The sequence below is a fragment of the Streptomyces echinatus genome, assembly GCF_014203595.1.
In the GTDB taxonomy this organism is placed as follows: Bacteria; Actinomycetota; Actinomycetes; order Streptomycetales; family Streptomycetaceae; genus Streptomyces; species Streptomyces echinatus.
Genome location: NZ_JACHJK010000002.1, coordinates 328,996 through 350,742 on the forward strand (window position 1 = coordinate 328,996; position 21,747 = coordinate 350,742).

Below are 21,747 nucleotides of genomic sequence, written 5' to 3' on the forward strand. Positions count from 1 at the left end.
TTCGCCTGGCGTCCACGGCCACGCGGTCCAGGAGCCCGTGGGTGGCCGGCACGGGCCGGGATCACCTGGGCTCCGGTGCCGACGCCGCGGGCCCGGTGGTGAACGGCTGGGCGCAGACGACGAGGAAGGCGACGTCGTCGTGGCCGGCGGGGTGCCGCAGCTGCCGCAGGAGCCGGTCGCTGGTCTCCTCCGCGGACCGGTCCGGCGGTGCCAGGAGGCCGAGGAGCTCTTCCAGGCGTTCGTCGATGGGATCATGACGGGTCTCGACCAGTCCGTCGGTGTACAGGACGAGGCGGTCGCCCGGCTTCAGGTCGAGCGTGGTGGTCTCGAAGGGGACGCCGCCGACGCCGAGCGGAGTGCCCGTGGGCAGGTCGAGGAGTTCCGGCCGCTCGTCTGCCCGCACCAGGACCGGCGGCAGATGGCCGGCGGACGCCACGTGCAGCTGGGCGCTGTGCGGGTCGTAGACCGCGTACACGCAGGTGGCGATGTAGGGGTCCAGACCGTGAGTGATCTTGTCGAGGTGGGTGAGGATCCGGGCGGGGTCCAGGTCGAGGTCGGCCAGGGTGGAGGTGGCGGTGCGCAGGCGGCCCATGGCGGTGGCGGCCGGGATGCCGCTGCCCATCACGTCGCCCACCGTGAGGGCGGTGCGGTCGCCACCGAGGGCAATCACGTCGTACCAGTCGCCGCCGACCTCGTGGAAGGCCTCGGCGGGCCGGTAGCGGGCGGCCACCTCCAGGCCGGGCCGCCGGGGCGGGAGCTGCGGGAGCAGGCTGCGCTGCAGGGTCTCGGCGGCGCTGCGGATGCGCTGGTGCAGAACCGCGTTGTCGATGCTCAGCGCGGCGGAGGAAGCCAGCTCGCAGGCGAGCGTGAGGTCGTCCTCGTCGAACGGCTGGGGGTTGCGGGCGCGGGCCAGGCCCATGACACCGATGACCTGTTCGCGGGCGATGAGCGGGACGGCCATGTCGGTGTGGACACCGGCCCGCGCGAGCAGCCGGGCGGCCTCCGGGTCGGCGGCGACCCGGGAGAGCTCCCCGGTGTCCAGGTGGGTGATCAAGACGGGGCGGCGGGTCCGGATGCAGTGGGACGCCGGGTGGTCGGCGTGGTAGGTGGTGAGGCGGCCCGGCGGAACGATGGCCTGGGCGGCGTCGGTGGGGTACGCGGTCTTCACCGCCATGGCACGGAACAGCGCCGGGCCCTCTTCGGGGTCCGTACGGCCCGTCTGCAGGACCGAGTCGAGGAGGTCGACGGCGACCATGTCGGCCAGGTCGGGCACCACGACTTCGGCGAGTTCCCGGGCGGTGCGCTCCACCTCCAGGGTGGTGCCGATCCTGGCCGAGCTGCGGGCCATCAGGCGCAGGCGCTGCTGGGCCTGGTCGGCCTTCTTGGCCGCCTGGTAACGGTCGGTGACATCGGCCACCACGGTGGCGATGCCGAGCGCCTGACCGTGGTGGTCCTCCAGCCGGTAGACCGACAGCGACCAGGCGTGTTCGTGGTCCGGGTCGGCTGCGGTGCGGCCCACCACCTGCTGCTCCACCACGGGGATGCCCGAGGCCAGCACGTGCCGCATCACGGTCTCCGCCCCCTGGAAGGGTTCGCCGGGGAGGATCTCGCGGAAGCGCCGGCCGGCGTGGGCGGCCTCGGGGACGCCGTGCATCGCGGCCAGCGCCGGGTTGATGGCCAGATACCGCAGATCGGTGTCGAGGACGGCCAGCCCCATCGGCGCCTGGGTGACCAGCCGGTTGGACAGGGCCAGCTTCTGCTCGACCTGCCGCAACGTGTTCCGGTCGGTGGCCAGTCCCAGGGCGTAGTGGTCGCCGAGGTTGTCCGTCAGCCGCATGTTGCGGAACTCGATCATCCGGGTGCTGCCGTCCTTGTGCCGGACGGGGAACGCCCCCGCCCAGCCCCGCCCGGTCTCCATCACCTCGGCGAACAGTGTGATGACCTCGTCCTGGTGTTCGGGGTGGAGGAGGAGTGACGCCGCGTACTGTCCGACCGCCTCGCCTCCGGAGTAACCGAACAGTTCCTCGGCCTGCGGGCTCCACATGTCGATCCTGCCGTCGGCCTCCAGCAGCACCGCGGCGACGCCCAGCAGATCCATCAGACCGCTCGGGTCCACGGCGGCGCCCGCCGGATGATCCGCCTGCTCCGGGCGCTGCTCCTCTCGCCTCATCGCACGCGCTCCTTCCCTCCGCCGGCCTCACCGGCGTGTCCGCCTCGCCCCGCAGGCCGGACGAGACGGTCGCCCCGCAGATCAGCAGCCCTTTCCACGATGGGGCACGGGACCTGGGACGGCCAGAGCGGCGAGCCGGGGAGGGTGCCGGGGCCGAAGTCGATCACCGCCCTCGGCCGGCCCCCTGCCCGTTCGGCGTCACCTCGCCGGTCCGTCCGTCTCTCCACTTCTACCCCTCAGGGCCGCCGACGGTCCTCGGCGGACGCCGGCCCGGCACCCGGTCGGCGGCAGGTGACGCCGGGCCGCCGGATCGCGGGGCGGCGGGGCCCCGGCGACGCGCGGCGGCACCCCGGGGGGACGCGTCCCCCACGGGCGCGTGCCGGGTTGACCGGGCTCCGGCCGATAGAGCCGGCCGTGTCACACGGACGGTGACGGCAGGTAGCTCGCCAGACCCCGCAGGATGATCTCCAGACCGATGTCGAACCTCTCGTCGGCGGAGTCCGTCACCATCAGCCCCGCCAGGGCCCGCAGATGCGGAAAGTCCTGCTCGGGCAGGGACGCGAAGTAGTTCTGCATCTCGCCGGCCATCTCGCGCCAGTCGGGGCGGGCCAGGGAGGACTTGTCACCGGCCTGCAGAGCGGCCCGGTCCCGCCACATGCCCTCCTCCAGGACGAACCCGTCGATGTAGGTGGAGATGAGGTCACCGGCCTCCGCCGCGATGCGGTCGGGCAGCCCGGCGGTGCGGAAGACGGCCAGCAGCGCCTCTACGTGCGGCAGCAGTTCGGCGGTGAAGGGGACGTGGGCCATGGAGATCCTGGCCATGTCCCGGTGCGCCAGCAGAAGGTGCCGCCAGGAGCGGGCGTAGTCGCGCACCTGCTCCCGCCACCGCTCGGGGTCGGGCACGGGCATCGCGAAGCCGGCGAAGAGCCGGGCGTACATCAGCTCCAGGAGGTCGTCCTTGGAGCTGACGTGGGCGTAGAGCGCCGAGACCGCGACGCCGGCCTCGGCCGCCACCTGGCGCATCGACAGCCCGTCGAGTCCCTGCCGGTCCAGCACGGTGAAGGCGGCGTCGACGACCCGTTCGCGGGAGAGCGGTTCGCGCGCGGGGGCCACGCGGGCGGGGGCGGGACGCTCGCGCTCCCACGGGGACGGCGGAGGGGACGCGGGGGTGCCGGCGGTCTCGTCGGTCATGAGGACAGTCTAGTTGTCGGGAGAACGGTGTTCTCCGTGGGCGAGCACCGTTCACCGCCCCGGCAACGCGATATATCTTGTCTCACCCTCCAGGTTTGCGCTATATCTTAATGAACGGCGTTCTCTTCATGAGCGCTGTTCCGTTACAGTGAACACTGTTCGGCAACTGAACAGCGTTCTTCGACCTTTCTAGGAGATCCGATGTCCACCACCGGTGTCGCGTCCGCCGAGACGCCCACCGATACGCCGGCGCCCTACCGGTGGCGCTGGGCCGCCCTCTTCGTGATCCTCGCGGCCGAGGTGATGGATCTCCTCGACGCCGTGGTCACGAACATCGCCGGCCCCGCCATGCGGGCCGACCTCGGCGGCGGCGCCTCCACCCTGCAGTGGCTCGCCGCCGCGTACACCCTCTCCATGGCCGTCGGGCTCGTCACCGGAGGCCGGCTCGGCGACATCCACGGGCGCCGCCGGATGTTCCTGGTGGGGGCGGCCGGCTTCACCGTGGGGTCGCTGCTGTGCGCCATATCCGGGTCGCCCGAGATGCTGATCGCCGCGCGCGTCGTGCAGGGGCTGTTCGGCGCGGTGATGCTGCCGCAGGGCCTCGGCATGATCAAGGAGATGTTCCCGCCGAAGGAGTCGCAGAAGGCCTTCGGCCTGTTCGGCCCGGTCATGGGCCTGTCCGCGGTGTGCGGGCCGATCCTGGCGGGCTGGCTCGTGGACGCCGACTACTTCGGCACCGGCTGGCGGATGATCTTCCTGATCAACCTCCCGCTGGGCGCCGCGGCCCTCCTCGGTGCCCTGCGCTACCTGCCGAGGACCAGGTCCGACAGCAGGCCGCGGCTGGACATCCCCGGCATGCTCCTGGTCTCGCTGGGCGCGCTGCTCATCATCTTCCCGCTGGTCCAGGGCCGTGAGTACGACTGGCCCCTCTGGACGTTCGCGATGATGGCCGCCTCCGTGGTCGTGTTCGTCGCCTTCGGTGTCTACGAGTCGCGCCGCAGCAAGGCCGGCCGGGACCCGCTGGTCGTGCCCAGCCTCTTCCGCAAGCGTGGGTTCAGCGGCGGCATGGCCCTCGGGCTGGTCTTCTTCTCGACCATGCAGGGCTTCATGCTGGTCTTCAACCTCTACGCCCAGATCGGCCTCGGCTACGCCCCGCTGAAGGCGGGCCTGCTGATGGTGCCGTGGTCGGGCGGCATGGTCGTGGGCTTCGGCATCGCTCAGGGGGTCGCCCGGTTCGGGCGGGCCGTGCTGCAGGCGGGCGCCCTGGTCATGGCGGTGGGCGTGTTCGGTGTGTGGCTGACCCTCGACCTGGCGGGGGACGGCGTCGGCCCCTGGCAGCTCGTGCCGTCCCTGCTCGTCACCGGCATCGGCATGGGCCTGCTGATGGCACCGTTCTTCGACATCGTGCTCTCCAGCGTCGAGCAGCACGAGACGGGCTCGGCGTCCGGCACGATGACCGCGATGCAGCAGCTCGGCGGCGCCTTCGGTGTCGCGCTCCTCGGCACTGTGTTCTTCGGTCTGCTGGGCGGCGGGATCGCCGACGCCGTCGACCACCACTCGGACGGTCTGCGGCGGGAGCTGGCCGCCGCGCGCGTCGCGCCCGCCGCCCGGGAGCACCTCGTGACCGATCTGCGCGCCTGTGCCTCGGACCGGGCGGTCGCCAAGGATCCGGAGGCGACCCCGGCGTCCTGCACGCGCCTGGAGAAGGACACCCGGACCGCCGTGACCTCGCCCCAGGCCGGTGCCCGGATCCCCGCCGCGCTGGAGGACACCGCCTCCTCGGCCTTCCGCGGCGGTTTCGGCTCCGTCATGAAGACCGTGCTGTGGATCGTCGACGGCCTGCTCGCCCTCACCTTCCTGCTGGCGTTCCTGCTGCCGCGGCACGCGCGCCCCGAAGGATCCGGCGGGCACTGAGACCGCACCCTCTCCGGCCGGCCGCGGGGCGCCCCGCGGCCGGCCGGCCGGTGGTCCGACCGGCAGGTGACGGCCATGCCCGGCGGGCCGCCGCCCGCGCCTCGACCGAGCGGGTGTCTTCCGGCGTGCCGGAGCCGTGGGCTGCGGTCGCCGGCCGTGGATGCCTTCTAGCCTCGGCGGCATGCTGGGGCTTCCTGCTCACATCCGTGCCTGCCTGTTCGATCTCGACGGGGTGCTCACCCAGACCGCGAAGGTGCACGCGGCCGCCTGGAAGGAGATGTTCGACGGCTATCTCCGCGAGCGCGCCACCCGCGAGGGGACCGAGTTCGTGCCCTTCGACCCCGTCCACGACTACGACGAGTACGTGGACGGGCGCCCCCGTGAGGACGGCGTGCGCACGTTCCTGGCCGCCCGCGAGATCCGTCTCCCCGAGGGGTCGCCGGACGACCCGCCGGAGGCGGAGACCGTGAACGGCCTCGGCACCCGGAAGAACGACCTGGTGCTCCGGCGGATCCGGGAGGAGGGAGTGGAGGCCTATGAGGGCTCGGTCCGCTTCGTCCACGCCGTGCGGGCGGCCGGGATGCGCTGCGCGGTGGTGTCCTCCAGCGCGAACTGCCGTGACGTCCTGGTCGCCGCCGGGATCGAGGACCTGTTCGACGAGCGGATCGACGGGGTCGTGGCGCACGAGCGCCGGCTAAGGGGCAAGCCCGCCCCGGACACCTTCCTGGAGGGAGCCCGCGCGCTCGCGACGGAACCGGCCGAGGCCGCCGTGTTCGAGGACGCCCTCGCCGGTGTCGAGGCGGGCCGGGCCGGACGGTTCGGCGTGGTCGTGGGCGTCGACCGGGTGGGCCAGGCGGAGCAGCTGCGGGCGCACGGGGCGGATGTGGTGGTGCAGGACCTGGCCGAACTCCTGGAGTCCCGGTGATCACTCATCCCAGCTACACGGTCGAGCCGTGGTGCCTGCGCGAGACCGAGCTGAATCTCGGCGTACTCGCGCAGAGCGAATCGGTGTTCGCGCTGTCCAACGGGCACGTCGGCTGGCGCGGCAACCTCGACGAGGGAGAGCCGCACGGGCTGCCCGGCGCCTATCTCAACGGCGTCTTCGAGCGGCACCCGCTGCCGTACGCGGAGGCGGGCTACGGGTATCCCGAGTCCGGCCAGACGATGATCAACGTCACCGACGGCAAGATCATCCGGCTGCTCGTCGACGACCACCCGTGCGATCTGCGGTACGGCCGGCTGGTGGCGCACGAGCGGGTTCTGGACTTCCGCTCCGGCGTCGTCAGCCGCACGGCGCAGTGGACCTCGCCCGGCGGCCGGACGGTCCGGATCACCTCGCGCCGGCTCGTGTCCTTCACCCAGCGCGCGGTGGCCGCGATCGTGTACGAGGTCGAGCCGGTCGACGGTGCGGCCACGGTGGCCGTGCAGTCCGAACTGGTCGCCAACGAGCAGCTGCCCCGCTTCGAGGGCGACCCGCGCGTCGCCGCGGCGACCGAGTCCCCGCTGGTGCCCGAGGAGCACTTCGCGCAGGACACCCGGCTGCGGCTCGTGCACCGCACCGGCCACAGCGGGCTGCGGGTGGGCGCGGCGGCCGACCACATCGTGGAGGGGCCCGAGAGCACCCGCTGGACGGCGCAGAGCGAGCCCGACGTCAGCCGTCTGACGGTGACCGCGGACCTGGTGCCCGGACAGCCGCTGCGGCTGGTCAAGTTCGTGGCGTACGGCTGGTCGGGCGAGCGTTCGCTGCCGGCCGTCCACGATCAGGTGGACGGAGCGGTGGCGGGCGCCGTCAGCACCGGCTGGGACGGGCTGGTCGCCGCGCAGCGGGCGTACCTGGACCGCTTCTGGGCCTGCGCGGACGTCGAGGTGGAGGGCGACGCCCAGATCCAGCAGGCGGTGCGGTTCGCCCTCTTCCATGTGCTCCAGGCGGCGGCGCGCGGCGAGAACCGGGCGATCCCCGCGAAGGGCCTGACCGGAACCGGGTACGACGGGCACTCCTTCTGGGACACCGAGTCCTATGTGCTGCCGGTGCTGACGTACACCGCGCCGGAGGCCGTCGCGTCGGCGCTGAGGTGGCGGCACCGGACGCTGCCGGCCGCGCGGGAACGCGCGCGTCAGCTGGGGCTGGCGGGGGCGACGTTCCCCTGGCGGAGCATCGACGGCGCCGAGTGCTCGGCCTACTGGCCCGCCGGTACCGCCGCGTTCCATGTCAACGCCGACATCGCCATGGCCGTCGTACGGTACGTCGTGGTGACCGGGGACGAGGACTTCGAACGCGGGGAGGGACTCGACCTCCTCGTGGAGACCGCCCGGCTGTGGCGCTCCCTCGGTCACCACGACGCGGAAGGCGTCTTCCACATCGACGGCGTCACCGGCCCGGACGAGTACAGCGCCTTCTCCCGGGACAACCTGTACACCAACCTGATGGCCCGGCAGAACCTGGTGTCCGCCGCGAACGCCGCGGTGCGCCACCCCGACCGGGCGGCGGAACTCGGTGTCGACGACGAGGAGGCCGCGGCGTGGCGGGACGCCGCGGCCCGGATGGCGGTGCCCTACAACGAGTCCCTGGGCGTGCACGAGCAGTCGGCCGGTTTCACGTCCTTCCAGCGCTGGGACTTCGAGGACACACCGCCCGAGAAATACCCGTTGCTGCTGCACTACCCGTACTTCGACCTCTACCGCAAGCAGGTCGTGAAGCAGGCCGACCTGGTGCTGGCGATGCTGGAGTGCCCGGACATCTTCACCGAGGAACAGAAGGCGCGGAACTTCGCCTACTACGAGGCGCTGACCGTCCGCGACTCCTCCCTGTCCGCGTGCTGCCAGTCGGTGCTCGCCGCCGAGACCGGGCATCTGCGGCTGGCCTACGCCTATCTCGGCGAGGCCGCCCTGATGGACCTGGACGACCTGGAGCACAACACCCGCGACGGGCTGCACATCGCCTCTCTCGCCGGCACCTGGATCGCCCTGGTCACGGGCTTCGGGGGGATGCGCCGGTACGTGGGCGAGGAAGGCAGGCCGGACCAGTTCGCGTTCGCGCCGCGCCTGCCGGAGGCGCTGTCCAGGGTGGCGTTCACCGTGCTGCTGCGCGGCCGCAGGCTGAAGGTGGACATCGGCCAGTCCTCCGCGATCTACCAGCTGGTCGACGGCGAACCGCTGGAGGTGCTGCACCACGGGGAGCCGGTGACGGTGACCGCCGAGGCGCCGGTGGAACGCCCCGTGCCGCCGGCTCCCGCGCGCCCCGAACCGCAGCAGCCTCAGGGCCGCCATCCGGAGGGCCTGACCGGTGGTGAGGAATCCCCGGCGGAAGCACACGAGTAGCGCCGTAGCGCCCGGGTGACGTCCGGGACAGCCGCTGCCGCACACCGCGAGAACGGCGGTGCGGCGGGGCGGGATCCGGGGCCGGGTGGCCGTGGTGTCTGTCCGTGGCGACAAGCCGGGACGGCCGTGTGCTGACCGCCGGGACATGGCCCTGGGCCCGCCCGGTCGGCAGGGTGGGAGGGGCCGCCGGCCGGGAGGGTCCCGGGCAGGCGGTGCGCGGGAGGGCTGGGATGACGATGCGGTCGGCCTCGGGCGGGCACTACGGCGACTACCAGAACGAGATCTACTTCGAGGGACTGTTCGGAGTGCTGCCGGACATGCCCATGGCCTACGCGGAGCTGGAGGCACGGGCCCGGGCTGCGCTGCCGGCGTCGGTGCTGTCGTACGTGGCCGGCGGGGCGGGAGACGAGTTCACGCAGCGGGCGAACGTCACGGCGTTCGAGCGGTGGGGGCTCGTGCCGCGGATGATGGTGGGGGCGGCCCGGCGGGACCTGAGCGTGGACCTGTGCGGCCTGCGGCTGCCGTCGCCGTTGTTCATGGCGCCGGTCGGGGTGATCGGGCTGTGCGCGCAGGACGGGCACGGTGACCTGGCGACGGCGCGCGCCGCCCGCCGGAGCGGGGTACCGATGGTGGCCTCGACGCTGACGGTCGACCCGATGGAGCGGGTGGCGGCCGAACTCGGGGACACCCCAGGCTTCTTCCAGCTGTACACGCCCACGGACCGGGCGCTGGCCGAGAGCCTGGTGCACCGGGCGGAGGCGGCCGGTTTCCGTGGCATCGTCGTCACCCTCGACACCTGGATCACCGGCTGGCGGCCGCGTGACCTCGCGGCGAGCAACTTCCCTCAGCTGCGCGGCCACTGCCTCGCCAACTACACCTCCGACCCGGTGTTCCGCGCCCGTCTGGCGAAGTCGCCGGAGGAGGACCCGCGAGCCGCCGTCCTGGAGTGGGTCCAGATCTTCGGCAACCCGCTCACCTGGAACGATCTGCCCTGGCTCCGGTCGCTCACCGACCTGCCGATCATCCTCAAGGGCATCTGCCACCCCGAGGACGTCCGCCGGGCCAGGGACGGCGGCGTGGACGCGGTCTACTGCTCCAACCACGGCGGCCGGCAGGCCAACGGCGGGCTCGCGGCGCTCGACGCGCTGCCCGGCGTCGTCGCGGCGGCGGACGGACTGCCGGTGCTCTTCGACTCGGGGGTCCGATCCGGCGCGGACGTCGTCAAGGCGCTCGCCCTGGGCGCCACCGCCGTCGGCGTGGGCCGGCCCTACGCCTACGGGCTCGCGGTCGGCGGCGAGGACGGCATCGTGCACGTCCTGCGGTCGCTGCTGGCCGAGGCGGACCTGATCATGGCCGTCGACGGCTACCCGTCCCTCGCCGACCTGCGCGCCGAGGACGCCCTGCGGCGGAACTGACGCCCCGCGCGACGGCCGAGGCACCGCGCCGGAACCGATGTGTCACGCCGGCGGTGGTCGCCGGGTGCCCGGGGCCGTGGGGCGGCGCGGCTCGCGCGGGGCGAGAATCGTCGTCATGCACGACAAGCCCGAGCCCGATCCGGCCACCCGGGAGCGGCAGCGCCGTCTTGTGCTCGACGCGCTGCCGGTCGGCGAGGTGGCCCGGGACGCCGCCGTCACCGTGGTGCACGAGATCGCCCGCTACCACCGGCACGGCGCCGAACAGGTCCAGGCCGAGCTGATGTCCGTACTGACGCCGGTACTCGCCATGCTGCGGGAGGCCAGGGACGCTTCGCCCGGCGAGCGGGAGGCGTTCGCCGCGTTCGGGGCGCTGCGCGCGCAACAGGGCATCGGCCTGGAACCGTTCCTGGAGGCGACCCGGCTGACCACCCGCCGGGCTTTCGACGCGCTGTACGCGCGGGCCCGTACGACGGCATCCCCCGAGGTCGGCATGGAACTCCTGCGGGACTTCTGGGCGGCCTGCGACCAGGTGTCGGCGGAGATGATCCAGGGCCACCGGGAGCGCGAGCCGGCACACGTGCAGGCCGCGCAGGAACAGCGCACCCTGCTCCTGCGGCAGCTGCTGACCGGCGAACTGCCCGCCGGGTGGCTGCCGTCCGCCGCGACCGCCCTGGGCCTGGACCTGCGTGCCGAGTACCGGGTCTGCCACGCCCGGCCGGACGAGGGGCACGACGTCGCGGCCGTGGAGCGGGCCCTGCGCCCGCACACCGTCGTCGTGCTCGCCGAGCCGGGCGCGCAACGGGTGATCGCGCTGGCCGACGGCCGGCCACCGGCCTCGTTCGGCCTGCCGTCCGGGGTCGGTGAGCCGCGACCGCTGGCCCGGCTGCGCGAGTCCCTCGCCCAGGCCGAACGGGGCAGCGAGCTGGCGGCCGCCTTCGGGCTGCGCCGCTGCGTGTCCCCCGACGAACTCCCCCTGCACTCGGCCGTACTGACCCTGCCCCAGGTGGGAGAGTGCCTGGCCGAGCGCTGTTTCGGCCACACCAGCGGGGAGCGCCGCGCCACCCTGGTCCGTACCGTCGACGTCTACCTCGCCGCCGACGCCAACGCCGACCGGGCCGCGGCCGCCCTGTTCGTCCACCCCAACACCCTGCGTTACCGCATCCGCGGCCTCACCGCCACCACCGGTCTGGACCCCGCCCGCACCGAGGACGCCCTGGCCCTGTGGTGGGCGGTCCGCCATCTGGAGGCCCGGGACCACGGCACGAACTGACCGGGACCATCGCACACCGAGATCTGTGACATCAGGTGGGCGGATCCGTGGCCGTGCCGGAGCAGTGGCCGGTGTGGAGGGCCGGCCGGACTCTTCCCGGCGGCGACCCGGTCAGGCGGGGCTGAGGGGATGTGCCGCCGTGGTGGAGCGCGGCGGCCAGGTGTGCGGGGAGAGGATGCCGAGCACGTAGGCCCGGGCGACGAGTGCCGGGCGGGTCGCGCCGCCCAGGAGGTGCCGCAGGCGGCTCAGGTGGTAGTCGACCGTCTGCCGGGACAGCCGCAGCGCCTCGGCGATGTCGGCGTTGCTGTGCCCGGCGGCCAGCAGGGCGAGTATCCGCACCTGGGCGGCGGTCAGCGGAGGGTGCGGTTCATGGCTCAGGCCGAGCCGGGTGACGACCGCCCACACCTCGGGAGCCCAGTCCCGGTGACGGCGTACGGCGCTCAGGTGGAGCCAGGCCCGGCGCCGGCGCCGGTCCCCGTCGACGAGCACGGCGCTGGTGCGCGCGCTTCTGCGCCGGCCGCCTATGAGGTCGTCCCAGATCCGGTGGAGCGCGGCGCGTTCGGGCGTCTCGGCCAGCAGGCTGTCGGCCGGCGAGCCGATGAGGTCGCGGAGCCGGACACGCAGCAGCTCGGCGACGGCGGCGCTGGCCTCCCCGACCACTCCGTCCGCGGACAGGCGCAGACAGGGCAGGCCGCTGTGGTCCCGCAGGGCCCGCAGATCCTCCTCGGCCTGGCGCCACTGGTCCAGTGCGTGGGTGTACTCGGTGATGTCGACGTAGATGCCCGCCACACAGCGCAGCGTGCCCCAGCTGAGGGGGAAGCGGTAGCCGGCCGCGTGCCCGGGGGAACCGTCCGGGCGGCGGTAGGCGAGGGTGTGCCGTACGGAGTGGCCGCCGCTGAGGACCTCCTCGTCGAGGGCGAGGAAGCGGGCCGCCTCCTCGGGTCCGTCCGTCTCGGTGAGGTGGCGGCCGATCAGGTGGTCGCGGGTGGTGCCGTACAGGTGGGCGTAGGCGTGGTTGGCCCAGACGTAGCGGCCTTCGGCGTCGCGGACGAACACCGCGGCGGGGCTCAGGTCGGCGAACGACGCGTAGGCCCCCGGCCCGGGTGCCGTGCCGCCCACCTCGACCGCGACTCCCCGGCTGCGTCGGCGCTGCGCCCCGCCGCCGTGCACCGACCGGTTGACGTCGAAGGTGCGGCCCTCGAACCGCGCCTGACAGGGCCCGTCGCCGAGTAACGCCGACGGGCCGCCGCGTTCGCCGCCCAGGGCCTCCAGGAAGCGGCGCGCGGTGCGTTCGTCCGCGAACGCACCGCCCCCGCTCTCGACCAGTCCCGAGCCGCCGTCGGCCTCCCACCAGGACACCGGAAGCGTCGCGAGCAGCGTCTTGAAATCGGCTTCGTCCACGGCTCAACTCCTTCAATTTTCCACGAACATCACGTTGAGTGACACATCATGCGTGTCCCGTAGGCGCCGCCGCATGCCGGGTCGCCCGGGACAGGCCGGATGTCGGCGCCCGCGGGCCCGGGCCGGGCACAGGCACATCACCGGATCTTCACACACCGGCCGCCGCGTCCCCGAGTAAGGCATTTGCCTGAGACGTCGACGCTCGGCACGCCGTGCGGCGGGCAGCCGGACTGCTTCGCTGGAAAGGAGAGACCCCGCGTCGGCGGGCGGCCGGCGCACCCCGGACGCCGCCCCGCCGGCGCACCGCGCGAACCGACGCGCGACAGGAGCAAGGTCCCGGACAGCAGAAGGAGTTGGGTATCCGTGGCGAAGGTGCTGTACGTGCATGCGAAGGGCGGGCCCCCGGTCGGGTACGCCCTGGCTCGGGTGGCCGCCAGGTCCGTCGTGCACCTGCTGGCACTCAGCGAGCTGCCCGCCGGTGTGGCGGCGCGGGCGGAGGGGCTGTGCGCCTCGGTCGCCGCACGCGAGGACGCGGGCGCGGACGATCTGGTCGAGCTCATCACGTCCCGCGCCCGCGAGGTGGGCGCGGACGCCGTCATCACCTTCTCGGAGTACGCGGTGGTCGCGGTCGCCGAGGCCTCCCGGCGGCTCGGCCTGCGGGGCGCCGGGCCCGCCGCGGCCCTCGCCCGGGACAAGCGCCTGATGCGCGCGGCCTGGCACCGGCGGGGCATACCCCAGCCGCGGTTCCGCGGCGTCACGACGGTGGGGCAACTGCAGGCCGCGGCGGCCGAGTTGCCCGGCCCGCTGCTGCTGAAGGCGGCCTGGAGCGCCGGTTCGACCGCGCACCAGATCATCGAGGGGCCCGCGGACGTCCCGGGCGCCTGGGCGCGGTCGCACGCGGTGATGACGGAGTCGGCCCGGCTCGGCTACGCGGAGCTCCATGTGGCGGGCGCCGGTGAGGACTTCATCGTGGAGGAGATCGTCAGCGGCCGTGCCGAGGAGTGGTTCGAGGAGCCGGGCTGGGGTGACTACGTCAGCGTCGAGGGGGTCGTCGTGGACGGCGTCTTCCGGCCGGTCTGCCTGAGCGGCCGGATGCCGACGGTGGCGCCGTTCACGGAACGCGCGGGCATCACGCCGGCCGCGGTCGGGACCCGGGCCCAGGCGAGGATCGTGGAACTGGCCCGGCGGGCCGTGGACGCGCTCGGGCTGGAGAACTGCGGCACGCACACCGAGATCAAGCTGGGTGCGGAAGGCCGTATGTGGGTGATCGAGACGGCGGCGCGCTTCGGCGGCGCGATGACCGTGCCGCAGATCGAGGAGGTCTTCGGGCTCGACCTGGTCGGCATGTTCACCGAGCAGTTGCTGGGCGGTTCGCCCGGCTGGCCGGCCGGGGCCCTGGCACCCGCGGACGCCGCGGGCGCGGCCGGGTCCCTGGTCGTCCTCGCCGTGGACGGCGCGGGCGCCCCGTGGCCGGACCGGCACCTGTGGGACTCGGCCTCGGTGATCCGTTCCGCTCCGGTCGGCGCGGGCAGCACGCTGAGCGTCGTCGGGGAGAGCTCGCTGCCGGACGGCACACCGGTGCCGGTCTACGATCCGGCCGCGGGTGCCAACACCATGGCGGGCCTGTGCCTGGTGTCCGCCGGCCGGCCGCAGGCCGTGGTCCGCGACTTCACCGCCCTCGTGGACGCCATGCCGCGCATCCTGCCGCGCTACGTCCCGCAGGGGGTGCGGGCATGACCCTGACACTGGGTGAGACCGAGGTCCCCTGGGCCGGCGGGGACCGTACCGTCGTCGGCGCCAACCTGTCGCTGCCGCTGTTCCGGACGCTGTCCGGGGTGCTCGCCGGGCACCCGTACCTGAAGGTGGTGGTGGACCGGGTGGAGAGCACCTGGCATCTGCTGGACACCCGGGTCCATCCCTTCCACGTCAACTACATCGCCACCCGCGTCCTCGGCATGACCCTGGACGAACTCGACGCCGATCTGGACGCCTTCAACGCGTCCGTGTACATGGATCCCGAACGGCGCTTCCTGCTCGGGGTGCTGTCGCTGCACAGCGAGGAGGCGGCGGACGGGTCCGAGAGCCCGTTCCTGGTCCTGGAGACCACCGAGGCGGACACCATGCACGCCGCTCTGCTGGAGGAGTTCTACCTTTATGTGCGCGGGCGGGTGGACGGCCGTCTGCCGCTGCTGCTGAAGCCCGCCAACCACGGCCAGGAGCACGAACTCGCCTCGGTGGGGGAGGCGCGCGTCCCCCGGATCCTGAGCCACCGGCTGTTCGGCGACCGGACCCGCACCTGCCTCAATCCCGGAGAGGCCGAAGGCCGTCTGCGTCACTTCCGCACCATGGCCGAGTACGAGGCAGCCGCGGCACAGCTGGGGTGGGCGGACATCGTCGCGATGCCCCGCCTGCCGGACGACGTGCCCCGGGTCGCCGGGTTCGTCAACACCGAGCCCATCACGCCGCTCTCGCACACCAACGTGCTGGCCTCGGGCTGGGGCATCCCGAACGCGATCATGCGCGACCTCGACGCCCTGGTGCGGCGCGACGGTCTGGACGGTGCCTGGGTGCGCTACCGGGTGCGCGAGGACGCCGTCACGCTGGAGCCGCTCTCTGCCGCACCGGACCTGACGAAGCCCGCCTGGCACCAGCAGCGCATCCGCATCGAGACACCGCTGCTGGACGAGGCCCCGGTGCTGGCCCTGCACCGGCTGCGGAGCACCGACCGCGACAGTTACGGCACCAAGGCGGCCAACCTCGGGGAACTGCACCACGTCCTGGACAGCCGCACCGCCGACCTGACGGCGTTCTACGCGCGCCCGCGCCCGCCGCGCCGCGATCTCCTCGGCCATCTCGCCGCCCGGCTCGGCGAGCAGGGGGCCTCACCGGAGCGGCTGCGGGCCGCCGCGGCCCGGTGCGTGGCGGAGACCGTCCGTGCCCCCGAGGGCGTGGCGCTGCCGTTCCGTCTGCACCACCTGTTCCTGACCTCCTCGCCCGCCCTCCAGCAGGGCATCGGCAAACTGAAGATGGCCCTGGAACTCGAGGCGTTCGACATCGTGGACCCGCTGTGTCTGAGCCTCCAGCACCTCGTGCGCACCGCGCCGATGCCGGACGAGGTGGCCCGGGCGATCACGGCGTCGGTGCCGGGACCGCCGGCCGGCGGGCACCGCATGGTGGTGCGCTCCTCCTCCAACGCCGAGGACCTGCCCGGCTTCTCCGCCGCGGGGATCTACGACTCGGTGACCACCGTGCGCGGTGTGGAGCAGCTCATGGACGCCGTGCGGCAGGTGTGGGCGTCGCTGCTGTCGCCGCGCAGCGTGCGCCTGCGGCACCAGGTCGGCATCTCCCTGGACGACACCTACATGGGGGTGATCGTCCAGGAGTACGTGCCCGCGAGCCTCGGGGGCGTGCTGGTGACGTGCAACCCGACCCGTCGTGAGGACTTCCGCAACGTGTACCTCAACTGCACGCCCGGTTCACCGGAGCGGGTGGTGGACGGGACGGTCCTGCCGCAGCAGTACCTGTACAACACCGTCGAGGGCGGCGGACGCACGCTGGACGTCGGCACCTCGGGCGAGGACCTGCCGCCCGAGACCCGGACGGCGCTCGCCCGGCTGGCCCTCACCGGGCGCCTGCTGCAGTCGCACTTCAGCGCGGACGACCCCGACGGCGCCCTGGACATCGAGTGGCTGATGACCGACGAGGGGGCGTTCCGTCTGGTCCAGGTCCGCCCGTACGCCCGGTGAGGCCCCGCATGCCCGCTCGGTGGCTCCGCCGGGCCGAGCCGGTCGCCTCCCCGGTGGCGCGTCGGATCATCCGCCTGAACAACGGGTTCCAGCTGCTGTTCAACCTGCTGTGGTGGATGCCGGTCTTCTACGCCTACCAGCGTGACGCCGGTCTGTCCGACGGCCAGATCTTCGGCATCCAGAGCATCTACTACATCGCGTTCTGCCTGTTCGAGATACCGACCGGTGTCATCGCCGACCGCATCGGGGCCCGCAATTGCCTGCGCGCGGGAGCGGTCGTCATGACGGCGGCGAACATGGCGCCGGTCCTGGCCCCGTCGTACACCGGCTTCCTCGTCCACTTCCTCGCCATCGCGGCCGGGCGCTCGCTCACGTCGGGCGCGGCGAGCGCCTATCTCTACGACGGTCTGCGCGCCGAGGGAGCGGAGGCGCACTACCTGCGGGCGGAGGGCACCGCGCGGTCCCTCGGGCTGGCCGCCAAGGTCGTCTGCTGGCCGCTCGTCGGCCCGCTGATGGCGCTGGCCGCGCCGACCCCGTACCTGCTCAGCGCGGCCGGTGCCGCCGGGTCGCTGGCCTGCGCCCTGGCGCTGCCGCGCCTCGCACCGCGCGGTACGGACTCCGGGCCGGGCGCGCGCGGGCGGCGGGGCGGAAGCCTGCTGCGCGACACGGGTGCCGCGCTGCGGGCCCTGCGGGTCTCCCCGTGGCTGCCGCTGCTCATGGTGCAGGGCGTGGCGGTGTTCACGCTGTCGCGCATCTGTCAGGTCAACCTCTTCCAGCCGGTGCTGCTGGACCACGGGATCGGGGAGAGCACGCATGGCGGTGTGCTCGCGGCCATGACGGTGGCCGAGGCGATCGCCTCGGCGCGCCCGCAGTGGCTGAGCCGCCGGCTGGCGCCGGCCCAGTGGGTGTCCCTGCTGAGCGTGGCGCTGGCCGTGGTCCTCGCGGGCACGGCCCTCGGGGGGCCCTGGCTCGTGGTGGCGCTGCTGTGCGCGTTCGCCGCGATCACCGGGTTCGTCTATCCCGTGCAGCGCAAGCTCATCAACGACGCCATCCCGGCGGACGCGCCGCGTGCCACGCTGCTGTCGGTGGAGAGCATCGTGGACCGTGGGGTGTGCGCGCTGGCCGCGGTCGCCGCGGGCGCCTACCTGGCGGCCGGCCGGCTCGACGCGCTGTTGTGGCAGAGCGCCGCGGTCACCTGCGTCCTGATCCCGGTCCTCCATCTGGCGCTGCGCCGGACCGGCCGGGCGGCACCGCGTGCGAAAGCCGGGGCAGCCGCGCGACCGGCTCCGGCGGAGGCCGACGAGCCGGTGCCGTTGCCGGTCGACGAGTGTGTCGCACCGCATCCGTGATTGAACTGGGCATGCCATGCAACTGCCCCTACCCTCGGTGCCCGACCTCGGCCTCTTCCCCCCCAAGGAGGGCGTACGAAGATGAGAAGTCGAACGGACGGCACCCGCCCACTGAGTTCCGCGGCCTGCCTGGTCGCCCTGGTTCTCGCCGTCGCCATGACGGTGACCGGCGGCGGACCGGCGCGGGCCGCGCAGCCCGGCCGGGCCTCCGCCGCGACGGTGGACCTGTCGCGCTGGATGGGCGAGCTGCACGGCTACCTCGACGGCCGGCCGCTGAACCGGATCGCGATGCCCGGCAGCCATGACTCCGGCAGCTGGAGCATCCCGGCCGACCCGGGCCTGTGCACCAGCGGCTGGTCCTACGACGCCGCCAAGCTGGACCCCCGGCTGGCCGCCAGCATCTCGCGGACCCAGAGCGGCAGTCTCACCGAGCAGCTCGACGAGGGTGCCCGCTATCTCGACCTGCGGCTGTGCCACGAGGGCGGGCAGTGGCGGACCTTCCACGGCGCCCCGATGGGAGGACTGTTCTTCGACGACGCCACCGGTGAGGCCGCCTCGGTGGGGCGCTGGATCGACGAGCACCCCTCGGAGGTCGTCGTCATCAGCGTGTCGGCCGCCGTCCCCGCGGGGGCCGACGCCACGGAGCCGCTGACCAGGCTGCGGGACCTGTTCGGCTCCCGCGTCGCCGACCGGACGGAGCTGTCCCCGGCCTCCCCCTACGGCGACTTCGTGCGGGCCGGCAAGAACGTCGTGCTCGTCGACGCCTCGGCCGCGGTCCACGAGCCGTGGGCCTGGCATGCGGACGACGTCTCCGACCGCGGCAGCTACCCGGCGGGCAACCCGAGCTGGTGGGACATCCTCAAGTCCTTCTTCAACGGAAGCCCGCCCCAGCAGGTCTACGACCAGACGCTGACCCTCGATCAGGCGGCCCTCGACCGCGAACCCGGCCCGGACGCCGGACGGTTCTTCGTCCTGTCGGGCATCGTGCAGCCGGACGTGCAGATACCCCAGCTGTTCCTCATCCGGCTGCTGGCGCCGTTCTTCCCGGCGGCCGTACGCGACAACTACCTCATGCATCTCGCGAACGGCCTCAATGCCCAGCTGGTCACCAAGCTGAGGACGGACTGGCGGGCGCCCGGGCCGGCCGGCCACATGAACATCGTGTCGGTCGACGACCTGGGCCACCGGCCGCAGGGCGACCTCCAGCGGGCCGTCATCGACATCAACACCCTGCCCGGCCGCGCCACCTGACCCCCGTCCGGGGGTCCGCCGGTCCCGCGATGGGCCCGGCGGACCCCGGACGGCACGTCGCACGGCCGTTCACGGCCGCTGCTGTTACGGTCGGGTTCCCTCTCGGTCCCGCTGGTCCGCACGCCCTGGAGCCGTCCGGCGCGGCGGACTCCGCACGGACGCCAAGGAGGCGACTCATGCGCGTGGGACTGCATGCCCTGGGCATCGGCGACGGTGCCCGTCCGGAGATCGTCCGGGCCGTGGCGCGCGCCGCCGAAGCGCACGGGTTCGGCCGGCTCTGGGTCGGCGAGCACGTCGTCATGGTCGACACACCCGTCTCCCGGTACCCGTACTCCGACGACGGCCGGATCGCCGTCCCGGCCGATGCCGACTGGCTCGATCCCCTGCTCACCCTGGCCTTCGCGGCCGCCGTGACGGACCGGATCGGGCTCGCCACCGGAGTGCTGCTGCTTCCCGAGCACAATCCGGTGGTGGTGGCCAAGCAAGCGGCCACCCTGGACGTCCTCTCGGCCGGGCGGTTCACGCTCGGCGTCGGGATCGGCTGGTCGGCCGACGAGTTCACGGCGCTCGGCGTCCCGTTCGCGGGCCGGGGCCGCCGGACGGAGGAGTACCTCGCCGCGATCCGGACACTGTGGCGGCAGGACACGGCCACCTTCGAGGGCGAATTCACGCGCTTCAGCGAGGTGCGCGTCAATCCCAAGCCGGTACGCGACCGGCGGATCCCCGTCGTCATGGGCGGCAACGGCGACGCGGCGCTGCGCCGGGCCGCGACGGTCGCCGACGGATGGTACGGCTTCAACCTCTCGGCCGCCGAGGCCGTGGAGCGGGCAGCCGTCCTCGCCGGGCACCGCGCCGAGCGGAACCGCCCGGCGGACGACTTCGGCGTGGCGGTCGCGCTGACCGACGGCGACCCGGAACTGCTGCCCGGACTCGCCCGGGCCGGCGTGACCGAAGTCGTGGTCGTCGCGGCCCCGCCCGCGACACCCGACGAGGCCACGCGCTGGGTCGCCGGCCTGGCCGACCGATGGCTGACTCCCGCCCGCGCCTGAGCGGCGGGACCGCGACTCCCGTGCGGGCCGGCGGCCGCCGGCCCGCACGGACGGCCGGTCAGAAGGTGAGCTTCCAGCTGTCGATGTAGCCGGTGTCCTGAGCGGCGACGTCCTGTACCCGCAGCCGCCAGGTCCCGTTCGCCGGCTCGCTGGACGCGTCGACCGTGTAGGTCGCGATCACGTTGTCCGCGGAGTCCGAGCCGCTGGAGTTCTTCAGCCGGTAGGCCGTGCCGTCGGGCGCCAGCAGGTCGACGACCAGGTCACCGCGCCAGGTGTGCTTGATGTCCACCCCGACCCGGAGCGCCGACGGCGCGTTTCCGTTGCGTCCGGACACGGTGACGGCCGAGGTGACCGCGGCCCCGTTGTCCGGGACGGCGACGTCCGTGGTGTTCTCGTACGAGTCGCCGGACGGTGGTGCCGTCGCGGCGAGGGTCCAGACCGCGTACGCGAGCGCGTCGCTGTTGCGGTCCAGCGCGGTGTCATCGATGTTGGCGGTCGTGTCGCACGAGGAGTGGTAGCACCGGTCGAACGCCTGACCGGAGGTGCCGCCCCATTTGGCGGCCTGCGCCGCCGACTTCGTCCGTTCGGCGCCGGTGAACAGGCCGCCGACCGGTATGCCCGCGTTCTTGAAGGAGGCGTGGTCGGAGCGGCCGTCGCCCTCCGTCTCCGGCTCGGTGGGTATGCCGAGCCCGGCGTACCAGTCCTTGAAGGCCTTCTCGATCGCCGGATCGTCGTCGTAGACGAAGTAGCCGGGGTTCGGGGAGCCGACCATGTCCAGGTTGATGTACCCGGAGATCTTGGCCCGGTCGGCGGCCGACAGGCTGTTCACGTAGTTCCTGCTGCCGACCATGCCCAGTTCCTCGGCTCCCCACCAGGCGAAGCGCAGGTGCTTGGCGGGCTGGAACTGGGCGCGGGAGACGGCGAGGGCCGTTTCGAGCACGGCCGCGGAGCCGGAGCCGTTGTCGTCGATACCGGGGCCGGCGGAGACCGAGTCCAGGTGTGCGCCGGTCATGAGGACCTGGTTCGGGTCGCCGCCGGGCCAGTCCGCGACGAGGTTGTAGCCGGTGCTGCCGGAGGAGGTGAACTGCTGGAGTGTGGTGGTGAATCCGGCCGCGTCCAGTTTGGCCCTCACGTAGTCGACGGAGGCCTTGTAGCCGGTGCGGCCGTGGGCCCTGTTGCCGCCGTTGGCGGTGGCGATGGACTGCAGCTGCGTGAGGTGGGCCTTGACGTTGGCGAGCGGGATGTCGGGTGCCGCCAGGGCCTGGGCCGCGGTGGGGGCCGTGCCGGTGCCGTCCCGCGTCACCGAGGACGCGGGCGAGGCGGCGAGCAGACCGGCCGCGGTCACCAGTGCCGCGCACGCCATACCTTGTGAGACGGCCGGGCGCAGGCGTGATCGTGGTTGCGTCATGTGGGGAGCCGCACTTTCTCGTCGATGTGGGGAGTCGAACGGTGCCTGGATCGGTGGTGCCAGAGCTGTGCGGTCGTGCCGTATGCGCCTGATGCTCAGTCAGCCGCCGATCCCCGTCAAGAGTGACGACCGGGCCTCGTCGTGCCCGGCTCCGCGCCGTGGGAACGAGGCCAGGGCCCGGTCGCGGGGGATAACCCCCGGCCGCGGGTGGGGCTGGGCGTCGTGGTCATACGGTGGCTGGCAGGCTTCTGCGTGCCGTGCGGCC

14 protein-coding genes are annotated in these 21,747 nt (G+C 73.1%); 10 read left to right on the forward strand and 4 right to left on the reverse strand.

What is annotated here, in order from left to right:
- Window positions 1-61 precede the first annotated feature (61 nt).
- A complete protein-coding gene (locus FHS34_RS06050; protein WP_184961918.1) occupies window positions 62-2,170 on the reverse strand; it encodes a SpoIIE family protein phosphatase in 2,109 nt (702 codons plus the stop codon).
- Between the two features lie 417 nt (window positions 2,171-2,587).
- Entirely contained in the window at window positions 2,588-3,361 is a 774-nt protein-coding gene (locus tag FHS34_RS06055) for a TetR/AcrR family transcriptional regulator (RefSeq protein WP_184961920.1), read from the reverse strand.
- A gap of 201 nt (window positions 3,362-3,562) precedes the next feature.
- Between FHS34_RS06055 and FHS34_RS06060 the strand changes: the two genes are divergently transcribed.
- The 5 genes from FHS34_RS06060 to FHS34_RS06080 all read left to right on the forward strand — a co-directional run bounded on the left by FHS34_RS06060 (window position 3,563) and on the right by FHS34_RS06080 (window position 11,278).
- Window positions 3,563-5,275 carry an MFS transporter gene (locus FHS34_RS06060; protein WP_184961922.1) on the forward strand — a complete coding sequence of 571 codons (1,713 nt, stop codon included), beginning with the start codon at window positions 3,563-3,565 and terminating at the stop codon, window positions 5,273-5,275.
- Window positions 5,276-5,456: 181 nt separating this feature from the next.
- On the forward strand, window positions 5,457-6,200 hold the full coding sequence (locus FHS34_RS06065; protein WP_184961924.1) for an HAD family hydrolase: 744 nt from the start codon (window positions 5,457-5,459) through the stop codon (window positions 6,198-6,200).
- On the forward strand, window positions 6,197-8,593 hold the full coding sequence (locus FHS34_RS06070; protein ID WP_184961926.1) for a glycoside hydrolase family 65 protein: 2,397 nt from the start codon (window positions 6,197-6,199) through the stop codon (window positions 8,591-8,593). Before FHS34_RS06065 ends, FHS34_RS06070 begins: the two co-directional genes overlap by 4 nt.
- A gap of 230 nt (window positions 8,594-8,823) precedes the next feature.
- Entirely contained in the window at window positions 8,824-10,008 is a 1,185-nt protein-coding gene (locus FHS34_RS06075; RefSeq protein ID WP_225817542.1) for an alpha-hydroxy-acid oxidizing protein, read from the forward strand.
- A 115-nt stretch (window positions 10,009-10,123) separates the two neighbouring features.
- Window positions 10,124-11,278, forward strand: a complete 1,155-nt coding sequence (locus tag FHS34_RS06080; RefSeq protein WP_184961928.1) for a helix-turn-helix domain-containing protein — start codon at window positions 10,124-10,126, stop codon at window positions 11,276-11,278.
- A 111-nt stretch (window positions 11,279-11,389) separates the two neighbouring features.
- On the opposite strand, the gene FHS34_RS06085 is transcribed toward FHS34_RS06080, so the two are convergent.
- Entirely contained in the window at window positions 11,390-12,679 is a 1,290-nt protein-coding gene (locus FHS34_RS06085; protein WP_184961929.1) for a PAS domain-containing protein, read from the reverse strand.
- Between the two features lie 363 nt (window positions 12,680-13,042).
- Here FHS34_RS06085 and FHS34_RS06090 point away from each other — a divergent pair, with 363 nt between their 5' ends.
- The 5 genes from FHS34_RS06090 (at window position 13,043) to FHS34_RS06110 (ending at window position 20,074) form a co-directional block, all read left to right on the forward strand.
- Window positions 13,043-14,416, forward strand: a complete 1,374-nt coding sequence (locus tag FHS34_RS06090) for an ATP-grasp domain-containing protein (protein ID WP_184961931.1) — start codon at window positions 13,043-13,045, stop codon at window positions 14,414-14,416.
- Entirely contained in the window at window positions 14,413-16,425 is a 2,013-nt protein-coding gene (locus FHS34_RS06095; RefSeq protein ID WP_184961933.1) for a PEP/pyruvate-binding domain-containing protein, read from the forward strand. Before FHS34_RS06090 ends, FHS34_RS06095 begins: the two co-directional genes overlap by 4 nt.
- An 8-nt stretch (window positions 16,426-16,433) precedes the next feature.
- On the forward strand, window positions 16,434-17,774 hold the full coding sequence (locus FHS34_RS06100; protein WP_184961935.1) for an MFS transporter: 1,341 nt from the start codon (window positions 16,434-16,436) through the stop codon (window positions 17,772-17,774).
- Between the two features lie 81 nt (window positions 17,775-17,855).
- The gene (locus FHS34_RS06105) at window positions 17,856-19,025 is read left to right on the forward strand and encodes a phosphatidylinositol-specific phospholipase C domain-containing protein (protein ID WP_184961937.1); all 1,170 of its coding nucleotides are present in this window, start codon (window positions 17,856-17,858) and stop codon (window positions 19,023-19,025) included.
- A gap of 176 nt (window positions 19,026-19,201) precedes the next feature.
- Entirely contained in the window at window positions 19,202-20,074 is an 873-nt protein-coding gene (locus tag FHS34_RS06110) for an LLM class F420-dependent oxidoreductase (protein ID WP_184961939.1), read from the forward strand.
- Between the two features lie 58 nt (window positions 20,075-20,132).
- On the opposite strand, the gene FHS34_RS06115 is transcribed toward FHS34_RS06110, so the two are convergent.
- On the reverse strand, window positions 20,133-21,437 hold the full coding sequence (locus FHS34_RS06115) for a M28 family metallopeptidase (RefSeq protein ID WP_372478586.1): 1,305 nt from the start codon (window positions 21,435-21,437) through the stop codon (window positions 20,133-20,135).
- Window positions 21,438-21,747: the final 310 nt, after the last annotated feature.